The 23,291-nt window shown below is 73.3% G+C and carries 20 protein-coding genes; 16 read left to right on the top strand and 4 right to left on the bottom strand.

What is annotated here, in order from left to right; genetic code table 11:
- Positions 1-48 precede the first annotated feature (48 nt).
- The 8 genes from ASH01_RS04675 to ASH01_RS04640 all read left to right on the top strand — a co-directional run bounded on the left by ASH01_RS04675 (position 49) and on the right by ASH01_RS04640 (position 10,110).
- Entirely contained in the window at positions 49-834 is a 786-nt protein-coding gene (locus ASH01_RS04675) for an SDR family NAD(P)-dependent oxidoreductase (RefSeq protein ID WP_056771901.1), read from the top strand.
- On the top strand, positions 831-1,601 hold the full coding sequence (fabG, locus tag ASH01_RS04670) for a 3-oxoacyl-ACP reductase FabG (RefSeq protein ID WP_056771899.1): 771 nt from the start codon (positions 831-833) through the stop codon (positions 1,599-1,601). The genes ASH01_RS04675 and fabG overlap by 4 nt, the downstream gene beginning before the upstream one ends.
- A 1-nt stretch (position 1,602) precedes the next feature.
- Positions 1,603-2,649 carry a phosphotransferase family protein gene (locus ASH01_RS04665; RefSeq protein WP_056771896.1) on the top strand — a complete coding sequence of 349 codons (1,047 nt, stop codon included), beginning with the start codon at positions 1,603-1,605 and terminating at the stop codon, positions 2,647-2,649.
- Between the two features lie 2 nt (positions 2,650-2,651).
- Positions 2,652-3,872 carry an acyl-CoA dehydrogenase family protein gene (locus tag ASH01_RS04660; RefSeq protein WP_056771893.1) on the top strand — a complete coding sequence of 407 codons (1,221 nt, stop codon included), beginning with the start codon at positions 2,652-2,654 and terminating at the stop codon, positions 3,870-3,872.
- 75 nt (positions 3,873-3,947) lie between these two features.
- Entirely contained in the window at positions 3,948-5,117 is a 1,170-nt protein-coding gene (locus ASH01_RS04655) for an acyl-CoA dehydrogenase family protein (RefSeq protein WP_056771890.1), read from the top strand.
- 81 nt (positions 5,118-5,198) lie between these two features.
- The gene (locus tag ASH01_RS04650; protein WP_056771887.1) at positions 5,199-5,612 is read left to right on the top strand and encodes a nitroreductase family deazaflavin-dependent oxidoreductase; all 414 of its coding nucleotides are present in this window, start codon (positions 5,199-5,201) and stop codon (positions 5,610-5,612) included.
- Positions 5,613-5,778: 166 nt separating this feature from the next.
- Positions 5,779-8,253 (top strand): sensor histidine kinase, encoded by a 2,475-nt coding sequence (locus tag ASH01_RS04645; protein ID WP_056771885.1) that lies wholly within the window; start codon positions 5,779-5,781, stop codon positions 8,251-8,253.
- 24 nt (positions 8,254-8,277) lie between these two features.
- Entirely contained in the window at positions 8,278-10,110 is a 1,833-nt protein-coding gene (locus ASH01_RS04640) for a sensor histidine kinase (RefSeq protein WP_156415415.1), read from the top strand.
- Here the strand turns inward: ASH01_RS04640 and ASH01_RS04635 are convergent.
- The 4 genes from ASH01_RS04635 to ASH01_RS04620 form a co-directional block, all read right to left on the bottom strand.
- On the bottom strand, positions 10,085-11,278 hold the full coding sequence (locus tag ASH01_RS04635; protein WP_156415413.1) for a hypothetical protein: 1,194 nt from the start codon (positions 11,276-11,278) through the stop codon (positions 10,085-10,087). The two genes, ASH01_RS04640 and ASH01_RS04635, sit on opposite strands and share 26 nt — an antisense overlap.
- Before the next feature lie 94 nt (positions 11,279-11,372).
- A complete protein-coding gene (locus tag ASH01_RS04630) occupies positions 11,373-11,762 on the bottom strand; it encodes a hypothetical protein (RefSeq protein WP_056771876.1) in 390 nt (129 codons plus the stop codon).
- Between the two features lie 96 nt (positions 11,763-11,858).
- Positions 11,859-13,529: a hypothetical protein gene (locus ASH01_RS04625; RefSeq protein ID WP_056771874.1), complete on the bottom strand. Its 1,671-nt coding sequence runs from the start codon at positions 13,527-13,529 to the stop codon at positions 11,859-11,861.
- Positions 13,526-14,320: a CDP-alcohol phosphatidyltransferase family protein gene (locus tag ASH01_RS04620; protein WP_235509524.1), complete on the bottom strand. Its 795-nt coding sequence runs from the start codon at positions 14,318-14,320 to the stop codon at positions 13,526-13,528. Before ASH01_RS04620 ends, ASH01_RS04625 begins: the two co-directional genes overlap by 4 nt.
- Before the next feature lie 92 nt (positions 14,321-14,412).
- Here ASH01_RS04620 and ASH01_RS04615 point away from each other — a divergent pair, with 92 nt between their 5' ends.
- The 8 genes from ASH01_RS04615 (at position 14,413) to xdhB (ending at position 23,291) form a co-directional block, all read left to right on the top strand.
- Complete coding sequence (locus ASH01_RS04615) at positions 14,413-15,405, top strand: zinc-binding alcohol dehydrogenase (protein WP_056771868.1); 993 nt, start codon at positions 14,413-14,415, stop codon at positions 15,403-15,405.
- Positions 15,406-15,416: 11 nt separating this feature from the next.
- Positions 15,417-15,815 carry a 6-pyruvoyl trahydropterin synthase family protein gene (locus tag ASH01_RS04610; RefSeq protein ID WP_056771865.1) on the top strand — a complete coding sequence of 133 codons (399 nt, stop codon included), beginning with the start codon at positions 15,417-15,419 and terminating at the stop codon, positions 15,813-15,815.
- Positions 15,803-16,864, top strand: coding sequence for a glycosyltransferase family 4 protein (locus tag ASH01_RS04605; protein WP_082619395.1), 1,062 nt, complete (start codon positions 15,803-15,805; stop codon positions 16,862-16,864). The genes ASH01_RS04610 and ASH01_RS04605 overlap by 13 nt, the downstream gene beginning before the upstream one ends.
- Before the next feature lie 83 nt (positions 16,865-16,947).
- Complete coding sequence (locus ASH01_RS04600; protein ID WP_056771862.1) at positions 16,948-17,931, top strand: lysylphosphatidylglycerol synthase transmembrane domain-containing protein; 984 nt, start codon at positions 16,948-16,950, stop codon at positions 17,929-17,931.
- Positions 17,924-18,619, top strand: coding sequence for a RibD family protein (locus ASH01_RS04595; RefSeq protein WP_082619394.1), 696 nt, complete (start codon positions 17,924-17,926; stop codon positions 18,617-18,619). The genes ASH01_RS04600 and ASH01_RS04595 overlap by 8 nt, the downstream gene beginning before the upstream one ends.
- Before the next feature lie 68 nt (positions 18,620-18,687).
- Positions 18,688-19,302, top strand: coding sequence for a GTP cyclohydrolase II (locus ASH01_RS04590; RefSeq protein ID WP_200961757.1), 615 nt, complete (start codon positions 18,688-18,690; stop codon positions 19,300-19,302).
- A gap of 54 nt (positions 19,303-19,356) precedes the next feature.
- Positions 19,357-20,823: a xanthine dehydrogenase small subunit gene (locus ASH01_RS04585; RefSeq protein ID WP_056771859.1), complete on the top strand. Its 1,467-nt coding sequence runs from the start codon at positions 19,357-19,359 to the stop codon at positions 20,821-20,823.
- Positions 20,820-23,291: a xanthine dehydrogenase molybdopterin binding subunit gene (gene xdhB / locus ASH01_RS04580; RefSeq protein ID WP_056771856.1), complete on the top strand. Its 2,472-nt coding sequence runs from the start codon at positions 20,820-20,822 to the stop codon at positions 23,289-23,291. Before ASH01_RS04585 ends, xdhB begins: the two co-directional genes overlap by 4 nt.

The following is a 23,291-nucleotide window of genomic DNA, read 5'->3' as shown; positions in this document are numbered from 1 at the left end:
CTCTTGTCGTCAAGGTAAGCAAGCGCTTAGTCCATCGCGAGGAGCACCATGCCCGACACCGCCGTCGTCACCGGAGCAGCCCGGGGGATCGGCCGCGCCATCGCCACCCGCCTGGCCCGCGAGGGCTGGCAGGTCGTCGTCGCCGACCTCGACGCCGCCGAGCTCCAGGCGGTCGCGGACGAGCTGGGCGCCCTCGCGGTCCCGGGCGACACGTCGACCGACGCCGGCGTGCAGCACCTCGTCGACACGGCATACGACCGCCTGGCGCACGTCGACGTCTTCTTCGCCAACGCGGGGATCGGCACCCTCAAGGGTCTTGACGCCTCGGACGACGAGTGGACGCGCACCCTCGAGACGAACGTCCTCGCCCACGTGCGTGCCGCCCGGCACCTCGTGCCGCGCTGGCTCGACACCGGTGGCGGGCGCCTCGTCGTCACCGCCTCGGCCGCCGGGCTGCTGACGATGCTCGGCGACGCGCCCTACTCCGTGAGCAAGCACGGCGCCGTCGCCTTCGCCGAGTGGCTGAGCGCGACCTACCGCCACCGCGGGATCGTCGTCCAGGCGATCTGCCCCCAGGGCGTGCAGACCCGGATGCTCGACGGCTCCGGCCCGCTCAAGGACCTGCTCACCCTCGACGCGACGCTGACCGCCGACGAGGTCGCCGACGCCGCGTTCCGGGCGCTCGCGGGCGATGAGTTCTACGTCCTCCCGCACCCCGAGGTGAGCGGCTACTACGCGCAGCGCGCCGCCCACCCCGACGCCTGGCTCGCCGGCATGAACCGGCTCCAGCAGAAGCTCGACCACCAGACCGCCGACCAGCAGGAGAACGCATGACCGACCAGCCGAACACCTCCCAGCGCACCGCCATCGTCACCGGGGCCGCGCGCGGCATCGGCGCCGCCGTGGCCAAGCGCCTCGCCTCCGACGGGTATGCCGTCGCCGTCCTCGACCTCGACGAGTCCGCCTGCGCTGCAGTGGTGTCCGAGATCGAGTCCGCGGGTGGCACGGGTCTCGCCGTGGGTGTCGACGTGTCCGACGAGGCGGCCGTGCAGGCGGCCGTCGACCGCGTCGCGTCCGAGCTCGGTGCCCCGACGGTGCTCGTCAACAACGCCGGCATCATCCGCGACAACATGCTCTTCAAGATGAGCGCCGACGACTGGGACGCCGTCATGAACGTCCACCTCCGCGGCTCCTTCCTCATGACGCGGGCGACGCAGAAGCACATGATCGACGCGAAGTTCGGCCGGATCGTCAACCTCAGCTCGACCTCCGCGCTCGGCAACCGCGGGCAGGCCAACTACTCCGCCGCCAAGGCGGGCCTCCAGGGCTTCACGAAGACCCTCGCCATCGAGCTCGGCAAGTTCGGCGTCACGGCCAACGCCATCGCCCCCGGCTTCATCGCCACCGACATGACGCGCCAGACGGCCGAGCGGATGGGCATCACCTTCGAGCAGTTCCTCGAGGGCGCCGCCAAGGAGATCCCGGTGGCCCGCGTCGGCCAGCCCGAGGACATCGCCGCCACGACCTCCTTCCTCGTGCGCGACGAGGCCGGCTTCGTCTCCGGCCAGGTCATCTACGTCGCCGGCGGACCGAAGGACTGACGTGACCGACGCCCGCGACGCCGCCCCCGACGGGGACCCGCCCGGCCTGCCGCTCGACCGGCTCCGGCGATTCCTCGACGACACGGCGCCCGACCTGCTGTCGGGCCCGCTCAGCGGGAGGGTCGTCGCGGGCGGCAAGTCCAACCTCACCTACGAGGTCGGTGACGGCACCCGCACGGTCATCGTGCGCCGGCCGCCGCTCGGCCACGTGCTCGCCACCGCGCACGACATGGTGCGCGAGCACCGCGTCATCACCGCCCTGCGCGACACCGCCGTCCCCGTCCCCACGACGTATGCCGTGTGCGACGACCCCGACGTCGTCGGGGCGCCCTTCTACGTCATGGAGCGCGTCGAGGGCACGCCCTACCGCTTCGAGGCACAGCTCCAGCCCCTCGGCGCCGCACGGGTGCGGGCGGTCAGCGAGCGGATGGTCGACACCCTCGTCGCCCTGCACGCCGTCGACCCCGGGTCGGTCGGTCTCGGCGACTTCGGTCGCCCCGACGGCTTCCTCGAGCGGCAGGTGCGGCGCTGGAAGCAGCAGCTCGACGCCTCCCGCAGCCGGGACCTCCCGGGCATCGACGAGCTGCACGAGAGGCTCGCGGGATCCGTTCCGGCACAGGGTGACCCGACGATCGTCCACGGCGACTTCCGCCTCGACAACCTCCTCGTCACGAGCGACGACGAGGTCTCGGCGGTGCTCGACTGGGAGATGGCAACGCTGGGTGACCCCCTCACCGACGTCGCCCTGCTCGAGGCCTACCAGACCCTCCCGCTCATGATGGACAGCGTCGCCGTCTCCGACGTCTCGCGGACGCCGGGCTTCATCAGCGGTCCCGAGCTGCGCCAGCGGTATGCCGCCGCGAGCGGTCGCGACCTCGGGCACCTCTCGTTCCACCTCGGGCTCGCCTACTTCAAGCTCGCGGTGATCCTCGAGGGCATCCACTACCGCTACACCCAGGGCCAGACGGTCGGGAGCGGCTTCGCCCGCATCGGTGAGGCCACCGTCCCCCTCGTCACCGCCGGCCTCGCCGCCGTCAAGGAGAGCTGACCATGGACTTCGGATTCGACTCCCGCACCGAGGAGCTGCGCCAGGAGCTGCTCGGCTTCATGGACGAGCGCATCGTGCCGTCGCTGCCCGTCTTCGACGAGCAGGTATCGGCAATGCCCGACCGCTGGGCGTGGAGTACCGCGCCCGTGCTCCAGGACCTCCGGCAGGAGGCCCGCGACCTCGGGCTGTGGAACGTCTTCCTCCCCGGCGAGCACGGCGCCGGCCTGACGAACCTCCAGTACGCCCCGCTCGCCGAGATCACCGGCCGCTCCATCCGCCTCGCGCCCGCGGTCCTCAACTGCGCCGCCCCCGACACCGGCAACATGGAGGTGCTCGCCCAGTTCGGCAACGCCGAGCAGCAGGAGCGGTGGCTGAAACCCTTGCTGCGCGGCGAGATCCGCTCGGCGTTCGCGATGACCGAGCCCGACGTCGCGAGCAGCGACGCGACCAACATCGCCACGAGCATCCGGCGCGACGGCGACGACTACGTCATCAACGGCCGCAAGTGGTGGATCACCGGCGCGATGAACCCCGAGTGCGAGGTCCTCATCGTCATGGGCAAGACCGATCCCGACGCCGACCGGCACCGCCAGCAGTCGATGGTCCTCGTCCCGCGCGACACCCCCGGCGTGGAGGTCGTCCGCGGCATGGAGGTCTTCGGCTACGACGACCACGACCACGGCGGCCATGCCGAGCTGCGCTTCACGGACGTCCGCGTGCCCGCGAGCAACCTCATCGGCGAGGAGGGCACCGGTTTCGCCATCGCCCAGGCCCGCCTCGGCCCCGGCCGGATCCACCACTGCATGCGCTCGATCGGCCTCGCCGAGGTCGCCATCGAGGCCATGTGCCGCCGCGCCTCCGAGCGCGTCGCCTTCGGGCGGCCCATCGCCGAGCAGGGTGTCGTCCGCGACTGGATCGCCGAGTCCCGCGTGCGCATCGAGCAGCTGCGCCTGCTCGTGCTCAAGACCGCGTGGCTCATGGACACCGTCGGCAACAAGGGCGCCCACACCGAGATCCAGGCGATCAAGATCGCGACGCCCAAGACCGTCGAGTGGATCCTCGACAAGGCCATCCAGACCCACGGCGCCGCCGGGCTGAGCCAGGACACCGAGCTCGCGGCCGCCTTCGCCGGCATCCGCACGCTGCGCTTCGCCGACGGCCCCGACGAGGTGCACAAGAACGCCCTCGCCAAGGCCGAGCTGCGGAGGTATGCCGCCCGCTGACCCCCGCCGGACGGCATACGCCCGCCGGGCGCCCCACGGCACGACCCACCCGACCGCACGACGAAGGGACCGACGATGGACTTCGACCTCAGCGCCGAGGAGCGCGAGATCCGCGACTGGGTGCGCACCTTCGTGCGCAAGGAGATCGTGCCGCTGGAGCCGCAGGTGCTCGAGCGGGAGCGGCGGGGCGAGCGCGGGCTCACGGCCGAGGAGCTGAAAGCCCTTCAGGACAAGGCCCGCTCGTCCGGCTTCTTCGGCATCCAGACACCCGAGAGTCACGGCGGGATGGGCCAGGGTGCCGTCGTCGCCGCGCTCATCGAGATCGAGCTCGGCCGGTCGTTCGTGCCGTTCCGCTTCGCCGGCGAGGCCGACAACATCCTCTTCTCGGCCACCGAGGAGCAGCAGGACACCTACCTCCGCCCGACGATCGAGGGCACCCGGAGGTCGTGCTTCGCGATCACCGAGCCCGGGGCCGGGTCCGACGCCCGCGCCATCCGCACGAGTGCCCGACGCGAGGGCGACGAGTGGGTCATCAACGGCGAGAAGACCTTCATCACCGGCGGCAACGAGGCCGACTTCGTCATGGTCTTCGCCGTGACGGACAAGGAGAAGGGCGCCGACGGCGGCGTCACGTGCTTCCTCGTCGACCGCGACCGCGGGTGGACGAGCACCCCCATCGACACGATGGGCGAGTGGGGCCCGGCCGCGCTCGTCTTCGACGACGTCCGCGTGCCGCACTCCGCGATCCTCGGCGAGGAGGGCAAGGGCTTCGACCTCGCGATGCGCTGGATCGGCAAGGGGCGCTACATGCTGCCCGCGCGCGCGCTCGGCTCGTGCGAGCGGCTCGTCGAGATGGGGATGGAGTGGGCCCGCAACCGGGTCACCTTCGGCCAGCCCATCGCCGAGCGGCAGGCCATCCAGTGGATGGTCGCCGACTCCGCCGTCGAGATCGAGGCGCTGCGCTGGCTCGTGCTCGCCGCCGCCTGGCAGGTCGACCGCGGCCTCGACTCGCGCCAGTCCCAGTCGATGGCCAAGCTCTACGGCGGCGTCAAGGCCAACGAGATCGTCGACCGCGTGCTCCAGATGCACGGCGGCATGGGCTACACCCGCGAGCTACCCGTCGAGCGGTGGTACCGCGAGCTGCGCCTGCTGCGCATCTACGAGGGCACCGACGAGATCCAGCGCCGCACCATCGCGCGCAACCTGCTCAAGGGGCACGTGTCGGTGCGTGGGCACCTGGGCTGACGCGCGGCCGCACCCGACCCGGCGGCATACGCCCTCGACCAAACGAGCCCCGTCGGGGCCGGTGGGGAGGATGCTGTGGGGATGGCAGGCCCACCCGCAAGCGCGAAGCAGTTCAACAAGGTCGCCGTCCGGCTCGCCGGGCACCGCTTCTTCCCGCTCTGGGCGGTGCTGCGCCACCAAGGCCGCTCGAGCGGCAAGGACTACGCGACCCCCATCGCCGTCATCCCCACGCCGTCGACCTTCATCATCGCCCTCCCGTGGGGACGAGGCACCGACTGGGTCCGCAACGTCCGCGCGGCCGGCGGCTGCACGATCCGCTGGAAGGGCCGCGAGTTCACCTGCACCGAGCCGACATTCGTCGACAAGGCCGTCGCCCTCGCCGCGGCGAAGGGCATGACCCGGCGGGCGATCGACCGCCGCGACATGCCCGGCGGCTTCCTCCAGCTGACCCGGACCCCGGCCCCCGAGCACTCGGCGATGCAGTCCGGCTGGTGACGACCGGCCACTCCGGCCGACGACACGGGGTACGAAAAGTCCCTTTTGCCGGATTGTCGCCGTCTCTGCGACATCATGAGTCAATGAGGTCAGCGGAAAAGGCTGCACGTGACGCCGCGCGTCGACCGACGAGCTCCGGGACGCTGGCCCCGAACAGGGCACCCTCGTGACCCGCCCGACCCTCGGCCGCGCGCGCTGGTGGGTGGCGGCGGCCCTGGCGCTCGTCGGCGTCTTCGTCCTCGGGGCGACCGCGGTGCGCTTCGCCCCGCCCGGGTCGACCGTGGCCGTCTGGTGGCCGGCCGCCGGTCTCGCGGTGTCGTTCCTGGTCGCGACGGCACGGGGCGCACGGGCCTGGCTCTTCGTCGTGGGCGTCCTCGTCTCCAGTGCGGCCGCCAACGCCTACGGAGGGCGCTCGCCCCTCGTGGCCCTGTGCTTCGGCGTGGCCAATGCCGCCGAGGTGGCGGTCGTCTACGGGCTGCTGACCCGCGGCGGCCGGCGACCCGCGCTCGCGTCGATGGAGGATCTCTGGAACCTCCTCGCGGCGACGCTCGCCGGAGCCCTCGTCTTCGGCCTGTTCGCCGGGCTCACCGTGAGCATCGGTGTCGGCGGCCCGTTCCTCGCGACCGCGTCCGCCGTCACCGCCTCGCACGCCGCCGCCGTGCTCGTCTTCGCTCCCCTCGGCATCGCCGTGGGCACGCGCCGCACCCGCCGCCCGGGCTTCGAGGACCTCGTCCAGTGGGTCGTCGTCGTCGGGCTCACGGCCTGGGTCTTCAATCCCGACCAGGCGCTGCCGCTCGCGTTCCTGCCCATCCCCGTCCTCGTCTGGGGCGCCCTGCGCCTCGGGCTGCGCACGGTCGCGATCCAGCTGCTCGTCGTCGGTGTCCTGGCCGTCACGCTGACGAGCATCGGCGGCGGACCCTTCGCTGCGGCGGCGCGGGTCGGCGGACTCCGGCCCGAGACGGTCGGCGCGCTCACCCAGGCGTTCCTCGTGACGGCCGCCGTCACCGCCCTCTCGCTCGCCGTCGCCTCGACGCAGCGCCGCGCTGCCCTCGCCGACCTGCGCAGCGAGGTCGAGCTCAGCAGCGTCGTGCTCGACACCGCCGCCAGCGCGATCATCGTCGTCGACCGCGCCGGGGCCATCGCCCGCCTCAACGCGACGGCGGCGCGGCTGCTCGGTGCACCCGAGGCCGAGCTCGTCGGACGTCCGGCCGCGGAGGTCTTCCCCGTCGACGACCACGAGCGCGTCTCCGCGCAGATGGCCGGCATCGGCGAGGGTGCCGTGCCGCTCCACGAGGAGCAGGACTGGCGCGTCACGGGACTCGGGGTGCGTCACATCGTGTGGACCAACGCGTACCTCACCGACGACACCGGGCACCGCACCCACCTCGTCAAGACCGGCGTCGACGTCACCGACGAGCGTGCGGCCCGGACCTTCGTCGAGGCCGTGCTCGAGGCCGCCACCGCCACCGCGATCATCGGCACCGACCTCGACGGCGTCATCACCCTCTTCAACCGCGGTGCCGAGACCGTGCTCGGCTGGCGCGCGTCGGAGGTCGTGAGCCGCAAGGACTGGTCGCTGCTGCACGACCCCGCCGAGATCGACCGCCGGGCCGAGGAGCTCGGCGTCGAGCCCGGATTCGACGTGCTCGTGCACCGCGTCCGGGGCGGCGCCGCGACCGAGACCCGTGACTGGACCTATGTCCGCAAGGACGGCACCCGTCGCACGGTGTCCCTGACGATGAGCGGCATCCGCGACGAGGGCGGACAGCTCACGGGCTACCTCGGCGTCGCCGAGGACGTCACGAGACGCCGGCAGGTCGAGGTCACCCTGCAGGTCGCGCTCGACCGGGAGCGTGAGGCGGTCGAGGAGCTGACCCAGCTCGACCGGACGAAGTCCGACTTCGTGTCGGCGGTCAGCCACGAGCTGCGCACTCCGCTCGCCAGCGTGCTCGGCTACACCGAGATGCTCGAGGACGGCGCCGCCGGCGCTCTCACCGACCGCCAGCTCGAGCTCGTGGCCCGCGTCGACCGCAACGGCCGTCGCCTGCTCTCGCTCATCGAGGACCTCCTGCTCAACTCCCGCATCGAGGCCGGACGTCTCGAGCTCGCCCCGCGCCGGTGCGACCTGTCCGACGTCGTCGCCAGCGCGTGGACGTCGGTCGAGACGGTGACGGCGCAGCGCGACCTCGTGCGCGAGGTCGAGGTGTCGCCGCGACCGCTGTGGATCGAGGGCGACCCGGCCGCGCTCGAGCGGATGGTCACCAACCTGCTCTCCAACGCCGTGAAGTTCACCCCGGACGGCGGCCGGGTCGCGCTCGCCGCGCACCCCGACGACCGCCGTCCGGACACGGTCCGCCTCGTCGTCTCCGACTCCGGGATGGGCATCCCGGAGTCCGACCACGAGCGCGTCTTCGCGCGGTTCTTCCGCTCGAGTGCGGCCAACGAGCGGGCCATCCAGGGCTCCGGTCTCGGGCTGTCGATCGTGCGCGCCATCGCCGAGGGGCACGGCGGGTCGGTGTCGGTCGCCTCGGCCCCCGACGAGGGATCGACGTTCACGGTGTGTCTTCCCGTTGCGGGTTCTGCCGGTCCGCCCACGAAAGCGGCCTCTCGGACATATCGTGACCATCGGGATGATTCCTAGTGGCGGCGGCCACGATCCAGGGGTATGACGCAGACAGGGGACAGGGTGCGCGACGGCGTGGTGTGGGAGGTGCTGGCGCTCAGTCGGCTCACTGAGCTGATGAACCGGGTCAGCGCACAGGACGACCTGTCGATCCTCTTCGACATGGTCGTCGACGGCGCCGCCGACGTGGTCGGCTTCAAGGTGGCGGCGATCAGTCTCGTCGTGCCCTCGGGCGACATCGAGGTCGTGGCCGTGGCCGGCGACGACGACGCGCGCGTCGAGCTGCTCGGCAGGCGGACGCCGCGTCCGGTCCTCGAGGCCGAGTTCGCCGTGGCCGAGAGGTGGGGGAGCCTGCGCTTCGTCCCCGCCGGCGAGCTGCCCGACGGGTCGGCCGAGGGCTGGGTGTCGGCCGACTGGACCGCGCCGACCCCTGCCGGTGACCCCGATGCGTGGAACCCCGAGGACACCCTCATCGCACCGTTCTTCGACGCCGTCGGGGAGCTGCTCGGCATCCTCTCGGTCGACCTGCCGCTCAGCGGGCGTCGCCCCGACGTGACGCAACGGGCCGTGCTCGAGCTCTTCGCCAACCAGACCGGCATCGCCATCTCGGCCGCCCGCCAGCGCCACGCCCTGTCCGAGCGGGTCCGTCTCGGTGAGGCCGTGCAGACGGTGGCGCGCATCGCGCAGGAGGACCTCGACCCCGCCCGGGTCGTCGACGTCGCGGCGATGCCGATCTCAGCCGGCCTCGCGTCGGCGGGCCTGTGGCTGCGGGCCTTCGCGGGCGAGGACGACGACGAGCGTGAGAGCGTCTCGGCGCGCAGCGGCGAGCGCGTGCACACGCCCGTCTCGCTCGTCGCGATCGCCCGTCGGATGGCCGCCCGCTGCTGGCGTGCCGGTGTCGTCGCGGTCGTCGGCGCCGACGGCCACGTCGAGCCGGCGCGCCTCTGGAGCGACGACGACATCGCGCAGGTGCGCGTCTTCCTGTCCGACGCCGCCGCGCGCTCGCTGCTCATCGCGCCGATGGGTTCGGGGTCGAGCTGCTTCGGCTACATCGCCTGCACGCGCGGGCCCGGTGACCCCGACTGGACCGACGCCGAGGCGCAGGCCGCGCTCGAGATGGGCCGTGACCTCGGGCGGGCCATCCGGAACGCCCGGCTGTATGCCGTCGAGCGGCGGGTCGCGGCCGAGCTGCGTGAGGCCGACCGCAGCAAGACGCAGCTCTTCTCGACCGTGTCGCACGAGCTGAAGAACCCCCTCGCCTCGATCGTCGGGCACGTCGAGCTGCTCCGGCAGGAGCCGGACGGCAACGGCGACTGGTCGCTCGGGGTCATCGAGCGCAACACCGAGCGGCTGCAGAGCCTCGTCGACGACCTGCTGACGCTGTCGCGGGTCAGCGACCCCGACCGGCCCATGCCCGAGGCCGACGTCGACCTCGGCGAGGTGTCGCGTGACGTCGTCGACATGTTCCGTCCGCGCGCGGACACCCAGCAGGTCAGTCTGACCTTCGACCTCGAGGAGCGGCTGCCGCTCGTCCGGGGCAGTGCTGGCGACCTCGAGCGGGTCGTGCAGAACCTCGTGAGCAACGCGGTGAAGTTCACCCCGGCCGGCGGGAAGGTGGCGGTCTCCGTCGCGAGCCGACGCGACCGGGTCGTGCTCGAGTGCATCGACGACGGACTCGGCATCTCACCCGAGGACCAGGAGAGCCTCTTCACGGAGTTCTTCCGCGGCACGAACCCGGAGACCCTCCAGGTGCCGGGCACGGGTCTCGGCCTCAGCATCGCGCAGCGCGTGGTGACGAGGCACGGCGGGCGCATCGACGTCGAGTCCGAGCTCGGCCGGGGGACGAGCATCACGCTCCTGCTGCCGGCTCTCTGACCTCGGGCGCGGGGGCCCGACCGGCGAGCAGGGCGACGACGAGCGCGAGCGCGGCCACGGCGGCGAGCACGATCGTCCAGCCCGTTCCGAGGTCGCCGGCGAAGACGACGACGAGCACGCAGACGACGGCGACACCGATGGCGACCGGGATCGCGAGCGGCGTGCCGGCGGCGCGGTCCATCCCGCCGCGGGCACCGTTCCACCCGGTGACGGCCAGGGACCGCACCCGGCGGGCCCCGCGCGACGGGCCGACGACGAGGGCGACGAGCACCACGGCGAGAGCGACCACGACGACGACGCGCACGAGCTGGCGCAGGCCCTCGGTGACCGTGTCGATGACGGAGACCGCGGCAGCGGAGGCGCCGGGCGGCAGGCTGCTCGCCACGTGCGACCGGGCGAACGACAGCCCCAGCACGAGCACGACGCAGGCGACAGCGGCACCGAGCCCCACGCGTACCAGTGCTCGCCGGCGGTCGCGCGCCATGGCGACCCCTCCGGCGATGAACGCGAGAGCCAGCAGCGGCAGGGCCACGCCGCCGATGCGCAGGGCGTTGTAGGCGGTGCGTGCGGTGTCGAGGTCGCTGCTGGGGAGCAGGGGCACCGACACGGTGATCGGCGGCAGCTTGTCGACGAGCGGGACCCCTGCGGCGACGAGGCGCTGCTCGACGGGCTCGACGAGGTTGCCGATGTCGATGCTCACGGTCGACCCGTTGTCGACGATGGCGCCGTCGGGCGACCGTGACAGCACGGCGACGAGCTGGGCGTGCGCGACCCGGTTCGCCGCGACCCAGGCCGTGGCGAACTGGTCGCTCTCGACGACCGCGGCGACGACCCGGCGCACGACCTGCTCGACCTGGGCCGCGAGCGGTGCCGCGAGCAGTCCGAGCGCCCGGGTGGCTGCGGCGGGGAGCCCGCGGTTCTCCAGCGCGGCGAGCGCACGGTCGACGAGGTGCTGGTCGCTGATGGCAGCCACGACGCGTGCGGTGGCGCGGTCCTCGACGAAGGACGTGACGGCCGGGTCGGTGGCGAGCGGGGTGATCGTCGCGACATACGTGTCCGTGTCGGTCACCGTCGTGCGCAGCCACGTCGCGGTCGCCCCGACCGGCACGAGCACGACGCCGATGACGAGGAGCACGGCTGCCAGCACCGAGCGAAGTCGTGCGGGCATCTCGACCTCCGGGTGTCACGGGACAGGCCTCCGACCTGTCCTCCGAGCCTCCCGTGGCGCCGGGGCCACCCGCATCCCCCGATGCGGGTGAGGCTCAGGCGGCGTGCCGCTTGGCGGGTTGCGCCAGCTGGGGCGCCATCGACCGCCCGCGCAGCAGCAGGAGGCCGCCGACGACGATGCAGACCACCTCGGCGATCGCGGCCGTCCAGACCGAGCCGCCCGCCCACACGGTGTGCACGCCGAGCAGTCCGACGGTGGACGCGATGATGAACGCCCCGAGCGTGGCGGCTCCGAAACCGGCGGTCAGGAACGCCGGGACCCAGTGCTCCCAGCGGAGCAGCAGGATCGCGATGACGACGCCGGCCACGACGTTGATGAGGAACATCGGCCCCACGCTCTGGTTGCGCACCCCGTCGAACCACAGGTAGAGGTGCACGCCGGCGGAGACGAGCAACGCCACCGCTCCCACGCCTCGGAGTCTCATGATGCGCTCCTGTCGTCCGGGTCGCGCCGCGGCGTCCCGTTGGCGTCGCGGTGTTGGACTCCCTTCCCCTGAAGACGCTCCGTCGTGGGCGCCGGTTCAGCCGCCGGCGGTCGGCCCGTAGGCGGCGAGGAAGCGGTCGCGGAAGCGGTCCATCGGCCAGACCGGGGCGGCGGGTCCGGGTCGCAGCCCGTCCTGCCAGCCCCACGAGGAGATGCGCGCGAGCACGGCCGGGTCGCGGGCGACGATGCTGACGGGCACGTCGTGCCCGGCGTGGTCGCCCGAGACGATGCTGACCGGCTGGTGGTCGCCGAGCACGAGGACGACGAGGTCGTCGTCGTGGGTCGCGCGCAGGAACGACACGACGCTCTCGAGGGAGTACGCGACCGTCTGGCCGTATGCCGCCCGCACCCTCTCGGGACTGCTCCACACCACGTCGCGTGGCGTCGCGAGCCCCGCCTGGGCGAGGTAGGGGGAGCCGTCGCCGATCGCTGCCCAGTCGAGCAGCCGCGGCAGCGGCGCCCAGGGGACGTGGCTCGTCACGAGGTCGATCTCGGCCATGACCGGCGGCCGTCGACCGGGTGGGCGGCGCTGCAGCTCGAGCCGGTCGAAGGCTGACAGCGTGTACTGGTCGGGCATCGGTGCGTAGCCGAAACCGGGCCCGGCATAGCCCAGGGTGCGTGCGTCGTAGACGGTGTCGTAGCCGTAGAAGGCCTTGCCCTCGGGCCAGTCGTGACGGTTGGCCGGGATGACGTCGACGGTGCGCCACCCGGCGCGGGCGAAGGCACCGGCGAGGGTGAGGCGGCGGTCGGGCGACGTCGCGGTGTCGAGGAGCTGGTCGTAGCGCTGCTGACTGCTCACCCAGAGTCCGGACTGGAGGGTGGAGTGGGCGAGCCAGCTGATCCCGCCGAAGGTGGGGGACGTGAGCCACGCGCTGCGCGTCGTGTAGCCGGAGGCCCTCAGCCCGTTCGTCCCGGCCGTGAGCGCCCTTGCCACGTCGGGGCTCTCGTCGACGGCGACCTTGCCGTAGCTCTCGACGAAGACGACGACGACGTCCTTGCCGCGCAACGCGGTCAGCAGACCGCCCGGCGCGGTGTCGCGGTACGGGTCGACGGTGATCTGCGCGGCGAAGACGTCCTGGTCGTGGAGGCCGTCGCGCACCGACGTGAACTCGCGGCCGGCGAGGGCCGCCGTGCTCGACGACGCGGCGGGCAGGTCTGCCGTGACGCCGAGCCCGAGCGAGGCGCAGACGCCCCAGGCGACCGCCCCGGCCACGAGGGCGCGCGTCGCGCCGGTCCGGTGGCTATCGACGACCCGCCCGACCCGTCGCACGGCCAGGGGCGTCAGCACGACGATGCCGAGCAGGAGCAGCCCCGCCGCGACGACGGCCACCACCGCCGTCACCGGACCCGTCGAGTCGCCGAGGAGGTCGGTGGCCGACCCGGCGTAGCGCCAGTCGGTGAGCGGGTTGAACGTCCGGTAGAGCGTCGCGAGGAAGGCCGCGTCGAGGACCCGGACGACGAGGAGGACCCCGAGGCCCAGCCCGACCGCGATCGTGAAGGACCGCGCGGCCACGCCGCGCAGGAGCAGGAGCCCGGCCACGAGGACCAGGCCCTCGACGGGGATCCGGAGCAGCGCCAGCGGCGTCGGCGACCAGCCGACCGCCGGGTTCGGCGCGACGAGCGCGACCCAGACGAGCAGGACGGCGAGGGTGGTGAGGACGTGGCCGGCGACGCGGCGGCCGGTCCGGGCCCGGGGTGGCGACGTCACGGCAGCACGCGCGCGTCGACGGCCATCTGCCCGACGACCGGCCGCGGAGCGAGGCCCTCGACCTCGTGGCGTCGGGACACCGACATCCGCCGCAGCGTGAGGACCTCGGTGCCGAACGAGAGGACGAGCAGCCCGAGCCCGGCTGCCACGGCGACCGATGCGGCCACAGCGGGCAGGATGCCGGCGGCGGCCACCGTGAGGACGATGCCCTGGTAGGCCGCGATCACCTTGCGCCACAGACGTGCCGGGACCTGTCCGCGCAGCCACGGTGCCCATCGGGCCGCGAGCGCGACGAGCAGCAGGAGGTAGCGGGCGACCCCGACGCCGAGCACCCACCACCCGAGGTCACGGGTGACGGCCACGCTGAGGACGAGGATGAGGAAGGCGTCGGTCTCCATGTCGAAGCGCGCGCCGAGCGGGTGCACGGTCCCGGTGCGGCGCGCGACCCGGCCGTCCACCGCATCGAGGACGAGTGCCACCGAGGCGAGGGCCACGAGGACGCCGGTCGGCTCGTCGGTGGCCCCGGTCCCCGCCACGGTCGCCGCCACGCTGTCGGCGACGAGGGCCGCGACGCCGCACACGAGCACCGCCCTCGACAGGGTGACACGGTCGGCGGGCAGGAGGCGCCGGCGCGAGGCCCGGACGAGCCCGGCCGTGAGCAGGGCGCAGAGGGCCACCCCCGAGGCCAGGCCGACGATCCAGCCGGCAGCGCCGAGGCCGGTCGCCCGGCCCAGGACGGCGAGCAGGGTCAGCACGCCGACGAGCCCGACGACCGGGCCGTGAGGGGTCACGTGACGCACTGCGCCTCCACCGGGCTTGAGAGGTTTCATCCAAGGACGCCGTCGTCACCGCCGGAGTTCACGGACAGCCCTAGTCTGGTCGCGTGTCCACCGATGCGCGGGCTTTCTGGGTGGTCGAGCCCGGCAGGGGCGAGATCCGGCCGGTCACCGTGCCCGCTCCCGGGTCGGGCGAGGTGCTCGTGCGGGCGCTGCACTCGGGCGTGAGCCGCGGCACCGAGACGATCGTCTTCCGTGGGAAGGTCCCCGAGGACCAGTACGCCGTCATGCGCGCCCCGCACCAGGAGGGGGACTTCCCCGGTCCCGTGAAGTACGGCTACCTCGGTGTCGGCGTCGTCGAGGAGGGCCCGACGGGTCTCGTCGGGAGGACGGTCTTCTGCCTGCACCCGCACCAGACGTCCTACGTCGTCCCCGTCGGGGCGGTCGTCGTCGTCCCCGACGACGTGCCCGCTCGGCGGGCCGTGCTCGCCGGCACCGTCGAGACCGCCGTCAACGCGCTGTGGGACGCCGCTCCGCGGCTCGGTGACCGCGTCGCCGTCGTCGGTGCGGGGATGGTCGGGTGCTGCGTCGCGCGCCTGCTCGCCGGGGTCCCCGGGTGCCGGGTGACCCTCGTCGACGTGGACCCGTCGCGGGAGGCGGTGGCGGGGTCGCTCGGGGTCGGCTTCGCACGGCCGGCCGACCTCGTCGACGTGCGCGGGGACCACGACCTCGTCGTCCACACGAGCGCCACGGGTGCCGGGCTCCAGCTCTCGCTCGACCTCCTCGCACCGGAGGCGACGGTGCTCGACCTCAGCTGGTACGGCGACGCGCGGGTCGAGCTGTCGCTCGGCGGAGCGTTCCACTCGTCGCGGCTGCGGATCCGAGCCAGTCAGGTGGGTTCCGTTGCGGCAGCGAGGCGCTCGAGATACACGTATGCCGAGCGGCTGGCGCTCGCGCTCGACCTCCTGCGCGACCCGGCCTTCGACGCCCTGCTGACCGGCGACTCGCCCTTCGAGGAGCTGCCCGCGCTGATGCCGCGCCTCGCGGACGGCTCCCTGCCGGCCATCTGCCACACGATCTCCTACCGACCCACCCACTGAGCGGGGAGCCGATGTTCAGCGTGACCGTCCGGGACCACATGATGATCGCGCACAGCTTCCGGGGGGAGGTGTTCGGTCCGGCGCAGCGGTTGCACGGGGCGACGTTCGTCGTCGACGTGACCTTCCGCGGTCCCGAGCTCGACGACGACGACATCCTCGTCGACATCGGTCTCGCGACCCAGCACGTCCGCGAGGTCGTCGGTGCCTTCGGCTACCGCAACCTCGACGACGAGCCGGACTTCGCGGGGGTCAACACCTCGACCGAGGTGCTGGCCCGCACCATCGCGGAGCGGGTCGCGGTTCGCATACGCGCCGGTGACCTCGGCGGCGCCACCGACCGGGTCACCGCGCTCGCCGTGACCCTCCACGAGTCACACGTCGCCTGGGCGAGCTACGAGTGCGAGCTCTGAGGGAGTTCCACGCCGTCGTCCCGGCCGGGATCGACGACCCCCTGCTCCCGAGCGGGGGGAACACCTACGACCGCAGGGTGCTCGACGGCCTGCGTGCCCTCGGGTGGCAGGCGAGCGAGCACCCCGTGCCCGGGCGGTGGCCACACCCGGACGCGGCAGCGACGGCCTGCCTGGCCGATGTCGTCGCGGCCGTCCCCACGGGGTCGGTGCTGCTCGTCGACGGCCTCGTCGCGTCGGCCGCGGACGCCGTCCTCGTGCCCGCGGCGGACCGCGTCCATCTCGTCGTCGTCGTCCACCTGCCGCTCGGGGTGTCTGACCCGAGCGCGGCCGCGGCTGAGGGCCGGGTGCTGGCCGCGGCCGCGGCCGTCGTGACGACGAGCGGGTGGACGCGGGACGTCCTGCTCGACGCGTACGCCCTCGCCCCCGCTGGCGTGCACGTCGCCCGGCCCGGGGTCGACCGGGCGCGCGTGGCGGCCGGCGGTCCCGACGGCGGGCGCCTGATCTGCGTCGGCGCGGTGACCGCGCTCAAGGGGCAGGCCGACCTCCTCGCGGCGCTCGCGCTCGTGGACGACCTCCCGTGGTCGTGCGTCCTCGTCGGCGCCCTGACGCGCGAGCCGGACGTCGTCGACGGGCTGCGTCGGCGGGTCGCGTCGGCGGGCCTCGGCGACCGCGTGCACCTCGTGGGACCGCGCGTCGGTGCGGACCTCGAGCGGACGTATGCCGCTGCCGACCTCCTCGTCCTGCCCTCCCACCTCGAGACGTACGGGATGGTCGTGACCGAGGCACTCGCGCGCGGCGTCCCGGTGCTCGCGACCGACGTCGGTGGCGTCCGCGAGGCGGTCGGGCAGGCGGGTGACGGGCGGCCCGGGCTGCTCGTCCCTGCAGGCAGCCCCGAGGCGCTGGCGGTTGCGCTCCGGTCGTGGCTCACCGACGGGGCCCTGCGGGAACGGCTGCGCCGGAATGCCCTGGCGCGACGCGACACCCTGTCATCGTGGTCGGAGACCGCAGGACACGTGTCGGCCGTGCTCGAGCGGGTAGGGGGTCGCTGAACCCGATCGTGGAGCCGGACGTCGTCACCATCAGGGGTCCCGGGCGGATACTCGGCAGATCCTGGGCAGAAAGGGCGGAGGAGATGCAGCGCGACCGGTCCTGGCTGCGCCCCCTCGCGGGGCTCGTGATCCTCGGCGTCCTCGTGTGGCGCATCGGTGGTGGCGCCTTCGTCGACGGACTGCGCCACGTCGACGCCCGTTCGGTCGCGGCGGCGGCCGCCATCGCCGTGGTCACGACCGTCTGCGGCGCGTGGCGGTGGGTCCTCGTGGCCCGGGGCCTCGGGTCCGAGCTGTCCCTGCGCTCGGCGGTCGCCGCGTGCTACCGGTCGCAGTTCCTCAACGTGACCCTGCCCGGGGGTGTGCTCGGCGACGTGCACCGAGGCGTCCGACACGGGCGTGACGGCGGCGACGTCAGCCGCGGCGTGCGGTCGGTCGTGTGGGAGCGCTCGGCCGGTCAGGTCGTCCTCCTCGGGCTGACGCTGGGCGCCGTGCTGCTGCTGCCGTCGCGCCTGCAGCCGGGCGGATCCCCCGTGGCCACCATGGTTCTCGTCGCCGGGACCGCCGCTCTGGTCGGCGTCGTGGCGACCCGGCGGCGTCCCTGGGGTCGCACCCCGGCCGTGCCACCCGGGCCCCTCGCGCAGGTCTCGCGGGTCCTTCGGGTCGCGATCGCCGACGTGCGTCACGGACTCCTGGGACGGCATACGTGGCCGGGCGTCGTCGTGGTCTCGGCGCTCGTCGTCGTCGGGCACGTCGCGACCTTCGTGCTGGCCGCCCGCAGTGCCGGGGTGGAGGCGCCCGTGGCCGACCTCGTGCCGCTCGCGCTCGTCGTCCTCGTGGCGATGGCGCTGCCGCTCAACGTCGCCGGCTGGGGACCGCGTGAAGGGGTGGCGGCCTGGGTGTTCGGCGTGGCCGGGCTCGGCGTCGCCGGGGGAGTCGCGACCGCCGTCGTCTACGGCGTGATGTCGTTCGTCGCTGCCCTGCCGGGTGCGGCGCTGCTCGTCGTGTCACGGCGCGGAGGCCCCCGCACCCCGACCGCGCTCCCACCGGAAGGAGCCGTCCGTGGCTGACCGCCCCTACACCCTGCTCAGCTGTGGCATGTCGATCGACGGCTATCTCAGTGCCGGCACCTCGGCCCGGCTCATGCTGTCCAACGACGCCGACTTCGACCGTGTCGACGGAGAGCGAGCCGCGAGCGACGCGATCCTCGTCGGTGCCAGCACGATCCGTCACGACAACCCGCGCCTGCTCGTCCGCTCGCCCGAGCGGCGGGCTGCACGGGTGGCCCGCGGTCTCACCCCGTCGCCGACGAAGGTGACGGTCACGAGACGGGCCGAGCTCGACTGCGCCGCAAGCTTCTTCGCGGCCGACGGTGCGGACAAGATCGTCTACTGCCCCAGCGACGTCGTGCCCGAGGCGCGCGGACGGCTCGGTGCGGCTGCGGCCGTCGTCGATGCCGGTCGTCCCGCGACGATGCGCCGCGTCTGCGAGGACCTCGGCGACCGGGGGGTGCGGCGGCTCATGGTCGAGGGCGGCGGCACCGTGCACACGCAGCTGCTCACCGACGACCTCGCCGACGAGCTCCAGCTCGTCGTGGCGCCCTTCTTCGTCGGGGACTCGGCGGCGTGCCGGTTCGTCGGTGACGGGCGCTACCCCTGGAACGCCGGCCGTCGGGCGACGCTCGCCGAGGTGCGCCAGATCGGCGACGTGGTCCTGCTGAGGTATGCGTTGTCGCCGCGTTTCCGGGAGAGCGCGTGATCCCCGGGGCGCCGAGTCGCGCACCGGCGGCTGCTCCGGGACCCCCACCGGCCCGCATCCGCACCCACGTGCTCGTACCGGTCACCTTCGCCGACGGTTTCGCGACGACGGCGCGCGTCTTCACCTTCGACGGTCTCGCCGACGGGCGCGAGCACGTCGCGCTGGGTCTCGGGAACCGTGCGGACGCCCCCGGTCCAGGGGCCTGTGACCGTGACCCGACGCCGACCCGGCTGCACAGCGAGTGCCTGACCGGTGACGTCTTCGGCAGCGGGCGGTGCGACTGCGGCGCCCAGCTGCGCGAGTCGGTCGAGCGCCTCGACGCGAGCGGCGGGTTCCTGCTCTACCTGCGGCAGGAGGGCCGCGGCATCGGGCTCTACCCGAAGCTCGACGCCTACGTGCTCCAGGACGCGGGCCTCGACACCTACGAGGCGAACGTCGCGCTCGGCTACGGCGAGGACGAGCGGGACTACACCGTGGCGGCGCAGATGCTCGGTGCGCTGGGCGTGAGCCGCGTCGAGCTGCTCAGCAACAACCCCGACAAGGCGGATCAGCTGCGGGCGCTCGGGGTCACCGTGGCCCGTCGCGTCCCGACCGGCGTCCACCTGTCTGACGCGAACGCCCACTACCTCGCGACGAAGGTCGTGCGTGGCGCGCACACCCTCGACCTGAACGTCCAGCCCTGATTGACCGCAGCACCCGGCGGTGCATCATGGGTCCGTGGACGACGGGACTTTCGGATGACGCCGGGGCAGCGCCTCTCGGTGACGGTCAATGGCACCGAGCGCGGTCTGGCGGGCACCGACCCCGCGACCAATGCCCTCGACTGGCTGCGGGGGCAGGGGCTCACCGGGGCCAAGGAGGGGTGCGCCGAGGGGGAGTGTGGCGCCTGCGCGGTGCTCGTGGCCCGCCCCGACGGTGGGTCGGGCACCGAGTGGACGGCCGTCAACGCCTGCCTCCTGCCGGCCGCCTCGTTGGACGGCCAGGAGGTCGTCACCGCCGAGGGACTGGGGACGCCCCAGCACCTGCACCCCGTGCAGCACGAGATGGCGGTGCGAGGCGGGTCGCAGTGCGGCTACTGCACGCCCGGTTTCGTCTGCTCCATGGCTGCCGAGTACTACCGGGCCGACCGGCAGGACGACGCGGCCCGTGTGGGCAGCGACGCGGACGCGCACGAGTCGGGGCCCAACGGCTTCCGGCTCGGGGCGCTCTCCGGCAACCTGTGCCGGTGCACCGGCTACCGGCCGATCCGGGACGCAGCCTTCGCGCTCGACTCCCCGGCGGCCGACGACGCGCTCGCCTCGCGGCGCTCGGACGCGCCGCCACCTCCGGTCGGGACCCGACTCTCGGGGGCGACCGGCACCTATGCCAGGGCAGCCGACCTCGACGAGGCGCTCGAGCTGCTCGCGGCACATCCGGGCGCGGCGGTCGTCGCCGGCTCGACCGACTGGGGCGTCGACGTCAACCTCCGTGGCACCAGGGCGCCGTTCGTCATCGGCATCGACCGTCTGCCCGAGCTGCGCCGCCTCGAGGTCGATGACGAGGCCGTCGAGATCGGCGCCGCTTTGACCCTCACCGAGGTCGAGCGCGAGCTGGCCGGGCGGATCCCGCTGCTCGACCAGGTGTTCCCCCAGTTCGCCTCCCGGCTCATCCGCAACGGGGCGACCCTCGGCGGCAACCTCGGCACGGGCTCGCCGATCGGTGACCTGCCGCCCGCCCTGCTCGCGCTCGAGGCCGTCATGGTGCTGGCGAGTCCGGACGGGGACCGGCAGGTGCCGCTCGCCGACTACTGGACCGGTTACCGGCAGAGCGTGCGCCGCCCCGACGAGCTGATCCGTGCGGTGCGGATCCCCCTGCCGCTCAGCCCGACCACGGCCTTCCACAAGGTCGCCAAGCGCCGCTACGACGACATCTCCAGCGTCGCCGTCGCCGTGGCCCTCGATGTCGTCGACGGCTCCGTCCGGCGGGCGCGCATCGGTCTCGGCGGCGTGGCGGCCACCCCCGTCAGGGCGCTCGCCACCGAGGCAGCCCTGGAGGGCCGGGCCTGGACCGCGGCGACGGTGCAGGCGGCCGCCGAGGTGATGCGGGGGGAGGGCACCCCGCTCGACGACCACCGGGCCAGCGCGGCCTACCGCATCGCGGTGCTCGGGACCTCACTCCTTCGCCTCCATGCGAACGAGCAGTCTGCCGACGGGGTGGGCGCATGACGTCCCTGTCGCGCCGGGCCGCGGATTCCGTCGTCGGACAGCCGATCCCGCACGAGTCGGCCGCCCTTCACGTCACCGGCGACGCGCTCTACACCGATGACCTCAGCGTGCGGACCCTTGGGGTCCTGCACGCCCACCCCGTCCAGGCACCGCACGCCCACGCCCGCGTGACGCGGCTGGACCCCGACCCAGCACTCACGGTTCCGGGCGTCGTCCGCGTCCTCACCGCTGCCGACGTGCCCGGCGTCAACGACGCCGGCGTCAAGCACGACGAGCCGCTCTTCCCGTCCGAGGTGATGTTCTTCGGTCACGCCGTGTGCTGGGTCCTGGCCGACACCCTCGAGGCGGCCCGGCTCGGGGCCCTGGCCGTCGAGGTGGACTACGAGCCGCTGCCCTCGGTCGTCACCGTCCGCGAGGCGATCGAGGCCGGCAGCTTCCAGGGCGGCCAGCCGCGGCTCGAGCGCGGGCAGGTCGACGAGGCCTTCGTCGCGGCCGAGCACGTGTTCAGCGGCGAGCTCGACCTCGCCGGGCAGGAGCACTTCTACCTCGAGACGCACTGCTCGCTCGCCCACGTCGACGAGGGCGGACAGGTCTTCGTCCAGAGCAGCACCCAGCACCCGACGGAGACCCAGCAGATCGTGGCGCACGTGCTGGGCCTGGCGAGTCACGCCGTCACGGTCCAGTGCCTGCGGATGGGAGGAGGCTTCGGCGGCAAGGAGATGCAGCCGCACGGCTACGCAGCCGTCGCCGCGCTGGGAGCCGTCCTGACCGGGCGCCCGGTGCGCCTGCGCCTCACCCGGACCCAGGACCTGACGATGACGGGCAAGCGGCACGGCTTCCACGCGCAGTGGCGCGCCGCGTTCGACGCTGACGGTCGCATCCAGGCGCTCGATGCCACCCTGACCTCCGACGGCGGCTGGAGCCTCGACCTCTCCGAGCCCGTGCTGGCGCGGGCGCTCTGTCACGTCGACAACGCGTACTGGATCCCCCACCTCCGGGTCGACGGGCGGATCGCCCGGACCCACAAGACGTCCCAGACGGCGTTCCGCGGGTTCGGCGGCCCCCAGGGGATGCTCGTCATCGAGGACGTCCTCGGCCGCTGCGCCCCGCTGCTCGGGATCGATCCCGTCGAGCTGCGGCGGCGCAACTTCTACGCGGAGGGCCAGGCCACGCCGTACGGTCAGGTCGTCCGTCACCCCGAGCGGGCCGTCGCGTGCTGGGAGCAGGTGCTGACGACCGGCGAGCTCGCGGAGCGCTCGGCGGCAGTCGCCGCGTACAACGCGTCCCACGAGCACACGAAGCGGGCCCTGGCCGTCACGCCGGTGAAGTTCGGGATCTCCTTCAACTTCACCGCCTTCAACCAGGCCGGGGCGCTCGTGCACGTCTACAAGGACGGCTCGGTCCTCATCACGCACGGTGGGACCGAGATGGGCCAGGGCCTGCACACGAAGATGCTGCAGGTCGCCGCGACGTCGCTCGCCGTCCCCCTGTCGCTCGTCCGGCTGGCGCCGACGCGCACCGACAAGGTGCCCAACACGTCTGCGACGGCGGCGAGCTCGGGGGCCGACCTCAACGGCGCAGCGGTCAAGGACGCCTGTGAGCAGATCCTCGAGCGGCTCCGCGCCGTGGCCGCCGCCCGGCTGGGCGTCCCCGCCGAGGACGTGCGGTTCGAGGACGGGTGCGCGCGAGCGGCGTCGGGAGCGGCGACAGGCGCAGCAGAGGTGGCCTGGACCGATCTCGTGAGTGAGGCCTACTACCAACGGGTCCAGCTCTGGGCGGCCGGCTTCTACCGCACCGAGGGACTCCACTGGGACTCGAGCCGGATGCAGGGCTCGCCGTTCAAGTACTTCTCCTACGGCGCCGCGGCAGCCGAGGTCGAGGTCGACGGCTTCACCGGCGCCTACCGGCTGCGCCGGGTCGACATCGTGCACGACGTGGGTGACTCGCTCTCTCCGCTCGTCGACCTCGGCCAGATCGAGGGTGGCTTCGTGCAGGGTGCGGGCTGGCTCACCCTCGAGGACCTCCGGTGGGACGAGTCCTCCGGCCCGACACGCGGCCGGCTCGCCACGGCATCGGCGAGCACCTACAAGCTGCCGAGCTTCTCGGAGATGCCCGAGGTCTTCAACGTCGCACTGCTCGAGCGCGCCACCGAGGACGGCGTCGTCTACGGGTCCAAGGCCGTCGGGGAGCCGCCGCTCATGCTCGCCATCTCCGTCCGCGAGGCCCTGCGCCAGGCGGCCGCCGCGTTCGGGCCCGCCGGCACGCAGGTCGACCTCGCGTCGCCGGCCACACCCGAGGCAGTCTTCTGGGCCGTCCAGCAGGCACGAGGCGCCGGCCAGCCGCCGCACACGGTGGCGGTCGTACGGGGCGGGCGCCAGGGCGTCGGCGTCGCGCCCGAGCGTGCGGACCCCGACGGGCACCCGCTGCGCCCGCACTCGGAGCAGGTCGCCGCCGGGAGGGGTGACTGA

Origin of the sequence: Terrabacter sp. Soil811 (assembly GCF_001429655.1) — a bacterium.
Classification (GTDB): domain Bacteria; phylum Actinomycetota; class Actinomycetes; order Actinomycetales; family Dermatophilaceae; genus Terrabacter.
Note: the sequence above shows the minus strand (reverse complement) of the source record. Positions and strands in the feature narration are given on the sequence as shown.